Genomic DNA, 14657 nt, shown 5'->3' on the forward strand with positions numbered 1-14657 from the left:
ACTTATCAATCCTGGCCGCGCGGAAATTCCTCGCCGTCGCTGGCATAGGTGGGCGGTACGTAGAAATTGAGCGTAGCAACATGTTTGGCCCGTATTGAGAATTTCATGTTTGTCGCCGTATTCTTCTTCCAGATGGGGCGTTCACTATACATCCAGCCATTGGTCAGCGTTGCGGTGCGATTTCCGGAACTGCCTTCCGCATCGCCAAGCGGTAGAATCATCTCTGCTGCCCGGGAGCCAATGGCCGCCGAGAACGACGCGAAATCCACATCTGAATCTTAAGTTCTGCCGTTCCAATCCACAAAATTGGACCATAAAAATACAATACGGTTTCGAGATGAAAGAATGTGCTTGACGCTCATCGTCGTCGTTCACGGATAACGCTGCGTTTAAGTGCTGCGCAGGAGTGGTCTTGCAAGCTTGAGATTGGTTACGAATCGGCGAGACTCATTATCCTTGTTTGGCTTGGGCACGCGCAGCAGAAATGAGGGATGGACAGTAATCAATAATAATACACCCGATATATATTTGGTTGTGGCGGTACAAACAGGCACGGGGCCGAAGACGAGGAAGCGGACGAGGACGGCGAAACCTATGCTTCGCTGGAAAAAAAGAGCGACGCCATCCAGGGAGAGATAGCGGCATTGAAAGAATCGCTGGAAGAGCTGAACGCCGTCGACCTTGCCATTGCGGGTGTCATTGTTACTGTTGACCATGCGGGCGAATTACGCATCGAGCGGGGTTTGATCCGGAAAGAGGACATGAAGAAGCTGCCCAACGCGCAGGGAGCGGAAACAGGGTTGGCAGGAAGTGGGCAGAGCGAAACGGAGAAGCCTGTGCACTCGGAAAAACTCACGCGCATGCTCACCGCGCACCGCAGCGCGGCGATTCAGGCAGAAATCATGAACCGGCTGGAAATTGCGCTGGCGGCACTTGTCCATCAACTGGCATTGCAGGTTTTCGGGAGTGGCTACCGGACTAACCGGATCGTGCAGGTCAACATCGAGCAAACCTGCCTCAAGAAGAATGCGGAGAACATCGGACAGAGCCGCGCAGCGATAGCAATCGAGGAAAAGCGTGTGTATTGGACAGAGTGTATCGAAGCAGCAGGGTAGGGCGGCAAGACGCTGTTCGGGTGGCTGCTGGAACAAGACCCTGCAGGCTTGCACAACCTGCTGGCGTTTTGCACGGCGGTTTCGATTAATACCGTATCGGGGAGGGAGCATGCGCCATCGATTGACGTGGGGGCAATCATGACCGCCTTGAGCTTGGACATGGCCGACTGGTGGGAACCTACACCGGAGAACTACCTTTTGCATGTATCCAAAGACCGGATTATTGAAGTGGTGGGAGAGGCGGTTTCCCTTCAAATAGCGCAGACCATGACGAAGATGAAAAAGGGTGAACTGGTCGAGTCGGCGAATGCGAAACTGTCCGGCTTGCGCTGGTTACCGGGAAATTTCAAGGTGGCTTCCACACAAGGAGAATAGTCCATTGCCGTTACAGGCCCGCAAGGGCCTGTAACCAGGAGCTCTAAATTCAAACCTGAGGAATTTTCGGTGGATCCGGCTTACATCCCCTGCATCGTTGCTGGCTTTGTGTACCGTCACTCATTGCACTGGAAACGAGGAACTCGCCATTTAGCTCAAACTCAACCTTAGCCTTGGATTCCAAGCTTTATGAATAAATAATATTAGACAATCTTCCCAAGGTAACTATAAGCTCTTCCATAGAGTCGATCAATATTTAACTTTAATCATGCCGAAAGTTTCCCCCGATCACCCGATTGGTTCCAGGATTGTCCAGCTGCGGCGTGAATACAGCCTTACCCAGAGTCGGCTAGGGGAAATGTGCGGCGTGACCAAAGCTGCCGTATCGACGTGGGAGAATGGCGTTGCCATGCCGGAAATAAAGAAGCTGCTTATTATCCGTTCCAAGCTTGTTTTCTCCTTTGACTGGCTCATCACCGGAGAAGGCGAGATGAGCAGGGCATTCGATATTATGGCCAACTTTACGGAGCGGCGCCATGCGAGCAGGCGCGATAGCCGGTGGTACGACAGGCGGCAGGTGCTGGACAGGCGCGACAGACAGCAGCACGACCGGCGCAAGAATAGCGGCGCCGTCTGATTCTTGGCAATACAGCATCGCCTGAAGCAGGCTGGGACTGAAGATCAAGTTTTTTTACCGCTACACCCTTAATTCGGAGAATAAAAATGAGCACTCGTTTCCGCTTCCGTGGTCTAGTGTTTCTGGGACTTGTTGCCACCGCGATGAGCGGGCCAGCATTGGCCGCATCGGTGGTCTACACTTACGATGCGTTGGGGCGGCTCTCCAAGGCCACCTACAGCACCGGTGCAATCATTACTTATGCCTACGATGCGGCCGGCAACCGCACTAGTGCTGTCACCACCGGCGCACCCTGACAGGATCGGTCTTCCCCCAGTCGTTTCCAGGCCCACTCAAGCGATCAGTCCGCGGCGACTTTCCCAGCCGTTTTATACTCAAGGAGCATACCGGTATGTCACGCTGGCAGATAGGCTTCGCTGCATCTCTCGTTTTATTGTCATCGGCCGTCACGGCTCAACCGGCTTCCTCCGTGGAGCAGTTGCCCGGCATGACTCGGCTTATCCTGGAGCCGGTCACGCCCGAGGAATCCGAACGATTCATACGCAGCCGGCCAGCCCCTATCAACCTTGTGTCCCCCTTGCCGGAGCCTTCATTGCTTCCCGGCGCGCAACGCGCTGCAGGTGCCACCGCTCCGACGGGCCCCGCATCCATTGCGGAACTCGCCCGCGCCCTGAAGAACGACCCCGACCTGATCTACGAATACGTCCGCAACAACATCGAATTCTACCCGGTGTATGGCATGCAGAAAGGTGCGGTGGGAGCGATCCTGGACGGCCAGGGCACCGCCCTGGACCAGGTGGACCTGATGGTGGCGCTGCTGCGGCAGGCGGGGTTCACAGCCAACTACATGAAGGGCGACATCAACCTGGATCCCGCGCGAGCCAGGGAATGGCTGGGGGTGGACACCGGCAACGCCTGCGCTGCGAGTCGCTTAGTGGCGAGTGGTGGAATACCCACGGTCTATACGCCAGCAGGGCCGGTCAATTGCTCGCTGCCTTTGCCGCCGCCGGTGGCGCTGATCAACTTGAAGATTACCCACTTCTGGGTCGAAGTGAACATTGGCGGCACCAACTATTATTTCGACCCCAGCTTCAAGCCGCATACCATCAAGACCGGCATCAACCTGACCGCTGCCAGCGGCTATAACGCCGCGACCTATCTCACCCAGGCGAAGAGCGGCGCAACCATTACCGCGGATACCCTTCGGGGGGCAAACCGTACCAACATCCGCAACAACCTCTCCACTTATGCCACAACGTTGGCCAATTACCTGCGCGTCAACCTGTCTGCCGCCACGCTGGACGACGCCATAGGCGGCATGACCATTATTCCGCATTCGGGCGGCAACCTGCGCCAGACCGCATTGCCTTATCAGGCCGCGCCTCCCGTCAGACTGAATGCAGCCGACGTAAACTCCTATAAAACTGTCTTGACAATCGATTATAGAAATGCCGCGGACAATGCGACTATCCTTTCCGCTTCCCTCACATCAGATGCCATCTACGGCAAGCGCCTGACCATCACCTACAACGGCTCGCACCAGCCGGTGCTGATGCTCGACGGTACTATATTGGTAACCGGCACCGCCATCCCACTCGGCACGGAGAGCAAGATCAGATTTGCCGTGACGCATCCTTATCCCACTAACCAGCCCATTGAACAGACGATCAAGGAAGGTGGCACCTACCTGATCGGCAACGGCTGGGGCCCCGCGGGCCGTGGCGTGATCGAGCTGCACCGCCGGCGGCTGGAGGAGGCAAGGGCCGCGGGAATCAGCGACGCTTCCGAAGTGGTGCTGGGATCCAGCCTGGCCGTACTCTCCTCGACCTGGGTCGGACAGCTCACCACTGCCGGGCGCATTGGCGACCAGTTGAACAATGCAAATACCCTGTACCATCATATGGTGGGCATTGCCGGCTACAATACCGCTGCCTACGTCGACTTGCCCGGGAACCTGGTAGCCAACATCAGCCGTTCAGCGGACAAAGCGAGAGAAACCACGACATTCTACAACCTGGCCACGCATGCCAGCATCCTCGAATCCGTGGCCGTGCAGCAGACTTCCGGCATCAGCGCCGTCTCCACGGTCAAGCTGATCGACATCGCGGCAATCAATAACGACTGGATCTACAGCGCCACATCCAGCAATTACGCTGCCGGCATCAACATTCAGAATCTGCTGGTGAATTGCTCGCTTCAGCAGAAAAGCGACTTCCTGGGAGCAATCAATAGATCGCCCGGCAACAACCGGCTGATCCTGCCCGGCAGATGCGGCCGGGGCGAGGGCAGCTGGACAGGGGTGGGGTATTTCGTTATCAACTCGACCGGCCTGGGCATTGGTGCCATCATCAACGGCGCCCTGGGTGGCTTCTCGACGCTCCCGCAATCGGCGTCTGCCTATGCTGGAGCTTCCTTTACCAACACCTGGAGCCAGCCTTCCCTATGGTACTCGACCGGGAACACCTGGCGTGATCCGATCGACATGACCACGGGGGATTTTCTGTACAGCAACGACGACATGAAAGTCGGGGTGGGCGATTTCCCGCATGCGCTCACCTTCCAGAAGCTCTACACCTCCAGCGCCCGGCTCCAGGCAGGTCCCCTGGGCAAAGGCTGGAGCCACAACTTCGCTTCCACCGTCACGGTCGGCAGCGACGGCTTCCAGGGCATGGGCGAGGACTCCGCGCTGGACGCGGTGAACGCCCTGGTGGAGCAGATGGTATCCTTGGACCTAATGTCCGATGCCGCCAAGCCCCTGGATAAAATGGTTATCGCCACCCTGGGCCAGCGCTGGTACGGCGATCAGCTGCTCGACAACACGGTGATCGTGCGCCAGGGCCTGAACGGCGAAGTCTTCGTCAAGCTGCCTGACGGCACCTACAATCCCCCGCCCGCCAATCCGGCGCGGCTCATCCTGAACCCTGACACGACTTACACCTACGAAACCCTGACCCGCGACCGCCTGAACTTCAATACCGCTGGGAAGATCGCCACCTTTGATCATGCCAACGGCCTGCAGGTCAAATTCACCTATACCGGCAATGACCTCAGCCAGGTGCAAAACAGCCTGGGGCGCACCCTGACCTTGACCAACGCGTCGGGGCGCGTCACCGCGGTGGGCGACGGCACCCGCAGCATCGGCTACGGCTACGTCAGCGGCAATCTCCAGACCTTCACCGATGCCGATGCCAAGGTCACCACTTTCGACTACAACGTGCCGGGCCGGCTGTTCAAAATCCTTTATCCCGCCAATCCTGCCAACCCCGCCGTCACCAATGTCTATGACACCCTGGGCCGGGTGCAGACCCAGACCAACGCCAATGGCAAGCTCTATACCTATTACTTCGCCGGCTCGCGCTCGGAAGAAGTGGGACCCTACAGCACCAGCAATGTCTCCTATGTCGATGCCTTCGGCAAGGTGCTCAAAGCGATCGATCCGCTGGGCAAGGTCATCCTCAATACCTACGACGGCCAGACACGCCTCATAAAAACCGTATTGCCGGAAGGCAACAGCGTGGAATACGCCTATGACGATGCCCCGTGCAACGATATTCCCGAAAAGCGTTGCACCCACAACATCAAGACCTTGAGCAGGCTTGCCAAGCCAGGTTCAGGAGTTGGCCCGTTAATCACGAGCATGACGTATGCTTTTTTCTTCAATAAAGTGGAAACGGTGACTGATCCCAAAGGACTCGTCACCTATTATTTCTATAACTCCTTGGGAGATCTCCAAGGCATATCCCGGCCGGAGAACGTTGACGGCTATCGGTCTTATATCATCTACAGTTTCGCCCTCTACACCCCCGCCGGATACCCCACCTTCACGCTGCCGATCAATCTGCTTTACAATAAAACGGAGCTCATCGACGTGAACAACCCAACCAGCTACAACAGCGCCAACAAGTATGTGCCGCTGACCACTATTGCGGATTCCGGCACGGGCAATCTCAACCTGACTACCACTTATACCTATGACGCCGTGGGCAACCTGACCGTGGTCAACGGGCCGCGCACCGATGTCACCGACACCGTCACCACCGGCTACGACAGCGAGCGCCGGCCTACACAGGTAACCGACGCCCTGGGCAAGCTGACCAAGCTGGCCTACGACACCGATGGCAACCTCATCCGCACCTCCGCCCAGATCGGCACGCAATGGCTGGTGTCCTGCAACACCTATACCTTGAGCGGCAAGCTGCTCAAGGCATGGGGGCCGGGCCAGACCGCAGCCCATGATATCTGCCCGGCCGCGGCCGCGCCGGTTGCGGTGACCGATTACGCCTACGACGACCAGGACCGGCTCTTCCGCACCACCGAGAACCTGCCGGCCGGCGAAGGCGGCAACCGGGTGACCGAGACCATGTATTATCTGGATGGCCGCGTGCAGAACGTCAAGCGTGCGGTGGGCACGGCACTGGCCCAGACCACTGCCGCCTACACCTACACCAACAACGGCCTGCCCGCCACGGTCAAGGACGCAAAGAATAACATGACCACCTACCAGTACGACGGCCATGACCGCCTGTTCAAGACGCTCTATCCCGACAAGGTGACAGCCGGTGTGTCCTCCGTCACCGACTATGAGCAATATGGCTATGACGACAACGATAATCTTGTCACCACGCGCAAGCGCAATGGGCAAACCGTCACCGCCGTCTACGACGCCCTCAACCGCGCCCTCAGCCGCAGCTATCCGGATCCGAACGACAATGCGACCTTCCGCTACGACATGCGCGGCCGCTTCTCTAGCGTCTCCACCAGCGGCCATGCCCTGGGCTACGTGTGGGACAATGCCGGGCGGCTGAGCAGTGTCTCCCTGAATGGGAGCCCGAGCCTTTCCTACCAGTATGACGCCGCCGGCAACCGCACCCGCATCACCTGGCCGGAGGCCACGCCGTTCTATGTCACCACCACCTACGATGCGCTCAACCGGCCATGGGTCATGAAGGAGCTCAATACCACCAACCTGGCCACCTATGCCTACGACGACCTGTCACGGCGTATGACGGTGACGCTGGGCAACGGCACCACGACCACCTATGGCTATAATACCCAGTCGGCCCTGCTCACCCTGACCCAGAACCTTGCCGGCACGGCGCAGGACAACACCTGGACCTATGCCCGCAACCAGGCGCAGGAGATTTCCACCAACACTGCCAGCACCGCCGCCTACCAGTGGAGCGGCTACGCCAACGGCACCAAGTCCTACACGCCCAACGGGCTTAACCAGTACACCGTGGCGGCTGGGGCCACGCTCGGCTACGACGCCAACGGCAACCTGAGCGGGGATGGCACCTGGACTTACGGCTACGATACCGATAACCAATTGAGGAGCGCCAGCAAGACCGGCCTGGCGGCCAACCTGGCGTATGACGGCCTCGGGCGCATGCGCCAGACCACTATTGCCGGGACCGCCACCAAACTGCTGTATGACGGCACGGATCTCGTGGCCGAATACGATGGCGGCAACGCCTTGCTGCGCCGCTATGTGCATGGGCCGGGCATCGACGAGCCGCTGGTGTGGTACGAGGGCAGCGGCACCGGCAGCAAGACCTGGCTGTACGCCGATCATCAGGGCTCCATCGCCGCCACCGCCAACAGCGCGGGCACCTCCACTGCCACTTACACGTACGGCCCCTTCGGCGAGCCGAATGTGACCACCGGCATCCGCTTCCGCTACACTGGCCAGCAGTGGCTGTCGCAGCTGGGCCTGTACCACTACAAGGCGCGGTTCTACTCGCCCGCGCTCGGCCGGTTCCTGCAGACCGATCCGATCGGGTATGGGAGCGATCTCAACCTGTATGCGTATGTGGGGAACGATCCGGTCAACCAGACGGATCCAGATGGGAACGCTGCGCAATTCTTGGTGCTTCCGGCAATAGGGGGCGGACTCAATGCCGTATTCCAGGGGTATGAGGCGAGCCAGTCGGGAGCGAGCACGTACGGGATTGCCGCCGCAGCCGGCAAGGGCTTCATATCCGGCTTTGCGGGAACGGCGGCGGGGCTTGTAGCTGTGGCTGGGGGTCCAGCACTTTCCGGGGCGGTAGGCGGAGCAGTGGAAAATGTAGTCAACTCGGGATTGAATGGCAAGATACCGAATCTGGCAAGCGTTGCCACAGCGGCTGGCATTGGAGCGGCATTCGGAAAGGGGGCAGCAATACTGTCTCCAATTATAAGACGCGACGTGCTGGGGGATGTTTATAAAACCCCGGCGAGTTACAGCCTGGCCCCCCAGAACGCCCAGAACATCCAGACCCCTGCCCAGGTTGCCACCGTCAATGCCACCCGCATGACCGACCAGACAATTAGCTCAGGCCTGGGCGGGGGCAGCGTCCAGGCGGTGGGCGGACTTGTCGGCAGGGCTTTCAGAAAACCGTAATTAGCGGCTATGGATCTTGACACGTCAGGCCGCGACCTGCTCGACATGGCGGGTGAGTGCATGGACAGGGATGATCTCGGCAATGCCAGGGAACTGATCGCGATGGCGATCGCGCAGGCGCCGGCGAATGGGAATATCGTTTTCGATGCATCAGGTTTGTTTCGCTATGCAGAGCTCTATAGCAGCGCACGGAAGGTGATTGAGGATTTCCATGAAAGAACTGGGCTAAAGCTGTATATGAGTGTTGACCGTGAAGAAATCATTCAATGGGAGCAAGCCAACCAGATGATAGACGATGTGCCGGTCTTCGATCTGGCCGAGGGGCCGCTGCAGTTCAAGAGGCTGTCGGATCTGGAGCGCGGAAGCTTTTCCAGCTATGTCACGACTTCAACCCCCGTCGAATTCATCGAAGCCTCGGAACAGGGACTGGCCATCACCCAGTCCAGAACAAAGTATGAGTTCAAGTGGGATGAGATCGCCCGCGCGAGCATCGTTACAAGAACCATCTATAAGGGCGTAGGTTTGTCAAGCACACATTACCCGCAAAAAATCTGCACGCTGGAGGCGCCGGGGAGACTGTTCCAGTTCGATGTTTCGTCGACTTACCCGGACTTCAGGGGCGTGGTGCTGCTACGCGCCATATTGACCAGGTACCTGAACATGGAATTCATCGATGAGCGCAAGCCGGGATTCAAGGTGGCAAAGGATGACCCGATCCGCAACCTGAAACGTGAACACCTTATCAGGATGGGATTGATAGCGGGAGGGATCATCCTGTTTTCCTTGTTTCTACATTTTAACCAGACGCCTTCCTGACGGACATTTTTCTGTCCCTGAAATCAAAAGATCGAGCAAACCAGGTCCCGCAATGCTTTCAAGTGCATGATTTAACCCGTATCCATTCCACCCCTTCAAGGATCTTCAACATGAAAATAAAGTTAGAGCTGGGCAGCATCGCTTTGGCTGTGGCTGCGCTTGGCGCAACACCGGCGGCCCTCACGACTATCTGTTCAAACCATTCTATCCCGACAAGGTGACGCCCAACACGTCCTCCGCCCCCGACTACGAGCAGCATGACTATGACGACAACAACAATCTTGTCACCACGCGCAAGCGCAATGGGCAAACCGTCACCGCCGTCTACGACGCCCTCAACCGCGCCCTCAGCCGCAGCTATCCGGATCCGAACGACAATGCGACCTTCCGCTACGACATGCGCGGCCGCTTCTCTAGCGTCTCCACCAGCGGCCATGCCCTGGGCTACGTGTGGGACAATGCCGGGCGGCTGAGCAGTGTCTCCCTGAATGGGAGCCCGAGCCTTTCCTACCAGTATGACGCCGCCGGCAACCGCACCCGCATCACCTGGCCGGAGGCCACGCCGTTCTATGTCACCACCACCTACGATGCGCTCAACCGGCCATGGGTCATGAAGGAGCTCAATACCACCAACCTGGCCACCTATGCCTACGACGACCTGTCACGGCGTATGACGGTGACGCTGGGCAACGGCACCACGACCACCTATGGCTATAATACCCAGTCGGCCCTGCTCACCCTGACCCAGAACCTTGCCGGCACGGCGCAGGACAACACCTGGACCTATGCCCGCAACCAGGCGCAGGAGATTTCCACCAACACTGCCAGCACCGCCGCCTACCAGTGGAGCGGCTACGCCAACGGCACCAAGTCCTACACGCCCAACGGGCTTAACCAGTACACCGTGGCGGCTGGGGCCACGCTCGGCTACGACGCCAACGGCAACCTGAGCGGGGATGGCACCTGGACTTACGGCTACGATACCGATAACCAATTGAGGAGCGCCAGCAAGACCGGCCTGGCGGCCAACCTGGCGTATGACGGCCTCGGGCGCATGCGCCAGACCACTATTGCCGGGACCGCCACCAAACTGCTGTATGACGGCACGGATCTCGTGGCCGAATACGATGGCGGCAACGCCTTGCTGCGCCGCTATGTGCATGGGCCGGGCATCGACGAGCCGCTGGTGTGGTACGAGGGCAGCGGCACCGGCAGCAAGACCTGGCTGTACGCCGATCATCAGGGCTCCATCGCCGCCACCGCCAACAGCGCGGGCACCTCCACTGCCACTTACACGTACGGCCCCTTCGGCGAGCCGAATGTGACCACCGGCATCCGCTTCCGCTACACTGGCCAGCAGTGGCTGTCGCAGCTGGGCCTGTACCACTACAAGGCGCGGTTCTACTCGCCCGCGCTCGGCCGGTTCCTGCAGACCGACCCGATCGGGTACGGGAGCGATCTCAACCTTTATGCGTATGTGGGGAATGATCCGGTTAATAATATTGATCCACACGGACTCGATACGTTCCAGCTAGGTATAGCGGCTGGCGGTACGTTTTTTGGCATCGTTGTCCCGCAAGTAGCGGCTGGAGTCGTAATCGATACTCAGGGAAATATAGGTGGTTATGTGTCTAGCGGCCTTGGTGCCGGAGTGGGTGTTCAGGCTGGGGCTGGTATGAGCGTACAGGTCTCTAACGCACCAAGCATATATCTGAGTGGTAAATCCTACAATACCAGTTTTAGTGCAGGTGCTGGTGTAGGTGGATCTGTTGATGCCTTCACCGCTCGTGGTGAGAAGGGACCGATAGTAGGAGGTGGGGTCACGCTGGGAACCGGAGTCGGCGCGTCCGCATCGGCTACGCGGACGCTGACGCAAGTATGCGGTTCACAGGGTTGCGCGGGACCAATCGCTAATTTTCGGTCATCTTCCACTCCACCGGCCCCGGTTGCTTCGAACGGTTCGCGGAGTTCCAGCAGTTTTCTATCGAATCAGGGTGGTTTCGCTGCGCAGAGTTCACCAATGGGACGACCCAAACCATGATCCTGCGCGGAAGACCGCTGGAAGCGGACTATGTTTCTGAAGATTAAAAAGATTATTGGGCTAGGTGCGGCGCTTGTATGTGTAATTGCAGGGTTCTACTCTGCGGGCATGGATAACACTTATATCGATTACTCCAGGTTTCCAAACCCAGAGACGAATAGAACCGTACCATACGCAATAAGAAACATCGTTGTCTATATAACCAAGGAAGACCAGGAGTTTCTTTCCTGGCTTCTTTGGGTACAGATCATCTCTGGCGGAGTTGCTTTACTTGTACTTCTCATACACAGAGGAGATCCGTTCAGGTCGGAGAAATGATAAGAGCTCGAAGTATCTGGTTTTGGGACGACTGTTCAAGCCGGATTTGGCGCAAGTGTTACGGCCTTATCTCAAGGGTTGGTTGATTTAAGAGCTGCGGCGAACAACAACTATCCAGCATCTGGCATGGTGTTAAACAACCCTAATAACATCTCAGTAAACAATTTCGGCAGCGCGCCAGCAAGCCAGTCAAGCGGTGGCCGCAAGCGTAATTGATCCAGGAACTGGCAGCAGATCCGGATAAGGGAACCTTGCATTCGCTGTGGAGCGGTCTTTTTATCAGTAATCATTTTTTCTGGAGATGCTGGATTGGTTATCTCGATACTTGGTGAATTGATTTGTTTGCTTGCTTGAGGGTTGGAATAGATGCTGACCATATTCTTGACTATTGCGGCTGCATATTTTTTCGCTCAGGGAGCTATTGGATGCTATTTTTTTTACGGATTACTCCAACTAAAACGCGAACAAGGAAAGATGAGCGACTTGGTAATGACAATATTGACATGGCTCATCTACGGCCTAACTTTAGGTGGAATATTCGCGCTAGCAATGTTGTATAGAGAATATAAAGCTGATGCGACTGAAGAAATGAAGGTTATTTTTGCGATTACACTTTTTGTGATGATTGGTCTCCTATTTGTTTCTTTAAAAGAATGGAATCGGTTATTACAGAAGTTGAAGTAATGCGGAGGCCTCGCGAACAAGACCTGGACCGGCTATGCCTGGAGCAACAATATCTACCAGTGGACGGGCTATGCCAACGGCACCAAGGCCTACACCCCCAACGGGCTCAACCAGTACACTGCGGCGGCCGGGGCCACGCTGGGCTACGACGGCAACGGCAACCTGACCGGGGATGGCACCTGGACTTACGGCTACGATGCCGATAACTGCTTGAGAAGCGCAAGCAAGACCGGCCTGGCGGCCAGCCTGATCTACGATGGCCTCGGGCGCATGCGCCAGACCACTATTGCCGGGACCACTACCAAACTGCTGTATGACGGCACGGATCTCGTAGCCGAGTCATCTAAAAGACCGGGCAGAAGAGGGGCGCGTTATTTTTGCAAGCCCCTTCTATAGCTGCCGTCATTACAACCAACTCAATGCTTTCTATCTACGGGAGGCCTTGGATCGTTGCCATAACTGTCGCTGTCTCGAATAGTTCCATCTTTTCGATGGATAACAACTTCGACATGTTCACGCCTCGCCTGTTCACGAGCTCGATCAATTGCTTCCTTCTGGGTATGAGTTACAGACCCAGCACGTTGTACACTTTCTTTTTTTGTGGCCCAGCCGTCCGCGTGTGGAACGACATGGATATCTCGTTTTTTGTTCATAAATAAGGTTCCTAAGTTGGATATTTGATGATGTTTCTCAGATAACGGATTATCCGTTATCTGAGAAACTTTCTTTTAAGCGTACTGCGAGAGTTTCCACGTTACTGCTCTACCGGAGTAGGGTGGCATCGTGTTGTGTTTGGCGATTGGAGCAGTTGTGCTAGGGGTTTCAACAACTTTCCATACGCCACTTTCGGGACATTTTTCGCCAGTGCGAGCGGTAGTACCTAATGGAGCTTTCATATCCATTCCTTTTTCGAGTTTAAGAAGTTTGCCTCCCTGCCGAAAAGTTCGGTATAGACGCAAAAATTATACTACCATATAAAAATTCACTTGCCAATTAAAATAAATGCGCCTACTCTGAACTTATTTATTAAGGAGTAAACATTGGCCACGCTGTTAGGAGAAAAAATCCGTACTGAAAGAAAGCGCTTAAAGCTAACGCTTGAGGAGCTTGCGGAGAAAACAGATTCAAGCAAAAGCTATATTTGGGAATTAGAGAACCGCCCCGTGGTAAGGCCATCAGCAGAAAAAATCACCAAAATTGCAGAGGTATTCGGGGTTACAGTCGAGTTTCTTTTGGATGACGAAAAGCAGACGCAGACAGAATCAGATGCTGATAAAGTATTTTTCCGTAGAGTTACCCAACTCGATTCTCAAAAAAGAGCTCAGCTAGAGAAATTCTTAAAAGCAATAGACGATGAGTGAGCCTACAACGCCTCCTGCTTGGGGTAATGAACTGGCGAAACTATGGTTGAAGGCCGGTCAGGATTTTCCTATTGGCGTTAAAGAGATTGCCCTTGAAGTGACTAAGGTCAGATATCCTAATGACCCTGTTGGAGCTATCAAAGCACATGGTATTGCAGGTATCGATGGAATGCTGTCCAAGCGGAAGTCGAAGGGTGACTGGTGCATTTCATATGATGAAACTGTCACAATTCCTGGAAGAATTAATTTTACCCTTGGGCACGAACTGGGCCATTATCTGCTCCATCGTCGATTCAGAGAGGAGGGTTTCCGGTGTGGTCAGGCTGACATGCTTGATTATGAAAGTCCGGAATCAAGAAAATTTGAAGCGGAAGCGAACAAATTTGCTTCTTATTTATTAATGCCAGCAGATGATTTTAGAGCTCAGGTTGGAGGGCAACCTGTCACTTTGGACCTTCTAGGACATTGCGCTAATCGCTATGGGACCTCATTTACCGCTGCCGCGCTAAAATGGCTTGAACTTACCGATCAAGCTGCCTTATTAGCAGTAGCACGCGACGATTTCATTTGCTGGTCTTATCCAAGCCGCCGCGCCCGTAACCTCCGTGCTTACTTACGCCCTGGAACACCTGTACCTCAATCATCGCTTGACCGGCTAAATAGTATTGTTGGGATAAATCGGAAAAATCAAGGTTTCCGTGTTCGGACCGGGGTCTGGCATCCAGAGTTAGAAGCTGAAGAATTTGCAATTCTTTCTGACCATTTTGAGATGACTATTTTTCTGGTGCAGTTTCCGTTGGCTGGCATGGCTGAGCATGAGGAGGAAAAAGAACAAGATGCATTTACATTCTTATCAGATAGAGCCCAAGGTTTTAATTGGACAAGATGAAGTGTTTTATCGATTAATTGGAAAAACCTAATCACTGGAGGA

The 14657-nt window shown here is 55.8% G+C and carries 16 protein-coding genes; 12 read left to right on the forward strand and 4 right to left on the reverse strand.

Annotated elements, in window-relative coordinates:
• Window positions 1-5: 5 nt before the first annotated feature.
• Window positions 6-269: a hypothetical protein gene (locus BLR00_RS08585; RefSeq protein ID WP_074631970.1), complete on the reverse strand. Its 264-nt coding sequence runs from the start codon at window positions 267-269 to the stop codon at window positions 6-8.
• A gap of 375 nt (window positions 270-644) precedes the next feature.
• Between BLR00_RS08585 and BLR00_RS08590 the strand changes: the two genes are divergently transcribed.
• The 6 genes from BLR00_RS08590 to BLR00_RS08615 all read left to right on the forward strand — a co-directional run bounded on the left by BLR00_RS08590 (window position 645) and on the right by BLR00_RS08615 (window position 9322).
• Window positions 645-1115, forward strand: coding sequence for a hypothetical protein (locus tag BLR00_RS08590; RefSeq protein WP_074631971.1), 471 nt, complete (start codon window positions 645-647; stop codon window positions 1113-1115).
• 48 nt (window positions 1116-1163) lie between these two features.
• Window positions 1164-1490 (forward strand): hypothetical protein, encoded by a 327-nt coding sequence (locus BLR00_RS08595; RefSeq protein ID WP_074631972.1) that lies wholly within the window; start codon window positions 1164-1166, stop codon window positions 1488-1490.
• Between the two features lie 268 nt (window positions 1491-1758).
• Window positions 1759-2127, forward strand: a complete 369-nt coding sequence (locus tag BLR00_RS08600) for a helix-turn-helix domain-containing protein (protein ID WP_074631973.1) — start codon at window positions 1759-1761, stop codon at window positions 2125-2127.
• 86 nt (window positions 2128-2213) lie between these two features.
• On the forward strand, window positions 2214-2423 hold the full coding sequence (locus BLR00_RS08605; RefSeq protein ID WP_218124314.1) for an RHS repeat domain-containing protein: 210 nt from the start codon (window positions 2214-2216) through the stop codon (window positions 2421-2423).
• A gap of 95 nt (window positions 2424-2518) precedes the next feature.
• Window positions 2519-8506, forward strand: coding sequence for an RHS repeat-associated core domain-containing protein (locus BLR00_RS08610; RefSeq protein ID WP_074631974.1), 5988 nt, complete (start codon window positions 2519-2521; stop codon window positions 8504-8506).
• A 9-nt stretch (window positions 8507-8515) separates the two neighbouring features.
• Entirely contained in the window at window positions 8516-9322 is an 807-nt protein-coding gene (locus BLR00_RS08615; protein WP_074631975.1) for a hypothetical protein, read from the forward strand.
• 58 nt (window positions 9323-9380) lie between these two features.
• Here the strand turns inward: BLR00_RS08615 and BLR00_RS16950 are convergent, their stop codons facing one another.
• Window positions 9381-9758 (reverse strand): hypothetical protein, encoded by a 378-nt coding sequence (locus BLR00_RS16950; protein WP_074631976.1) that lies wholly within the window; start codon window positions 9756-9758, stop codon window positions 9381-9383.
• A 174-nt stretch (window positions 9759-9932) separates the two neighbouring features.
• Here BLR00_RS16950 and BLR00_RS08625 point away from each other — a divergent pair, with 174 nt between their 5' ends.
• The gene (locus BLR00_RS08625; protein WP_256324091.1) at window positions 9933-11363 is read left to right on the forward strand and encodes an RHS repeat-associated core domain-containing protein; all 1431 of its coding nucleotides are present in this window, start codon (window positions 9933-9935) and stop codon (window positions 11361-11363) included.
• 30 nt (window positions 11364-11393) lie between these two features.
• Window positions 11394-11681 carry a hypothetical protein gene (locus BLR00_RS08630; RefSeq protein ID WP_074631978.1) on the forward strand — a complete coding sequence of 96 codons (288 nt, stop codon included), beginning with the start codon at window positions 11394-11396 and terminating at the stop codon, window positions 11679-11681.
• A 110-nt stretch (window positions 11682-11791) separates the two neighbouring features.
• Here BLR00_RS08630 and BLR00_RS08635 read toward each other — a convergent pair whose 3' ends face one another.
• Entirely contained in the window at window positions 11792-12058 is a 267-nt protein-coding gene (locus BLR00_RS08635) for a hypothetical protein (protein ID WP_074631979.1), read from the reverse strand.
• On the opposite strand from BLR00_RS08635, the gene BLR00_RS08640 reads away from it, so the two are divergent.
• Window positions 12048-12365, forward strand: coding sequence for a hypothetical protein (locus BLR00_RS08640; protein WP_074631980.1), 318 nt, complete (start codon window positions 12048-12050; stop codon window positions 12363-12365). The two genes, BLR00_RS08635 and BLR00_RS08640, sit on opposite strands and share 11 nt — an antisense overlap.
• Before the next feature lie 210 nt (window positions 12366-12575).
• Window positions 12576-12761, forward strand: a complete 186-nt coding sequence (locus BLR00_RS16280) for a hypothetical protein (RefSeq protein ID WP_143007631.1) — start codon at window positions 12576-12578, stop codon at window positions 12759-12761.
• A gap of 20 nt (window positions 12762-12781) precedes the next feature.
• On the opposite strand, the gene BLR00_RS08645 is transcribed toward BLR00_RS16280, so the two are convergent.
• The gene (locus BLR00_RS08645) at window positions 12782-13018 is read right to left on the reverse strand and encodes a DUF2188 domain-containing protein (RefSeq protein ID WP_074631981.1); all 237 of its coding nucleotides are present in this window, start codon (window positions 13016-13018) and stop codon (window positions 12782-12784) included.
• A 387-nt stretch (window positions 13019-13405) separates the two neighbouring features.
• On the opposite strand from BLR00_RS08645, the gene BLR00_RS08650 reads away from it, so the two are divergent.
• Together BLR00_RS08650 and BLR00_RS08655 are read left to right on the forward strand one after the other, a co-directional pair.
• Complete coding sequence (locus BLR00_RS08650; RefSeq protein WP_074631982.1) at window positions 13406-13726, forward strand: helix-turn-helix domain-containing protein; 321 nt, start codon at window positions 13406-13408, stop codon at window positions 13724-13726.
• Complete coding sequence (locus tag BLR00_RS08655) at window positions 13719-14615, forward strand: ImmA/IrrE family metallo-endopeptidase (protein WP_074631983.1); 897 nt, start codon at window positions 13719-13721, stop codon at window positions 14613-14615. Before BLR00_RS08650 ends, BLR00_RS08655 begins: the two co-directional genes overlap by 8 nt.
• Window positions 14616-14657: the final 42 nt, after the last annotated feature.

Origin of the sequence: Nitrosospira multiformis (assembly GCF_900103165.1) — a bacterium.
Classification (GTDB): Bacteria; Pseudomonadota; Gammaproteobacteria; order Burkholderiales; family Nitrosomonadaceae; genus Nitrosospira; species Nitrosospira multiformis_D.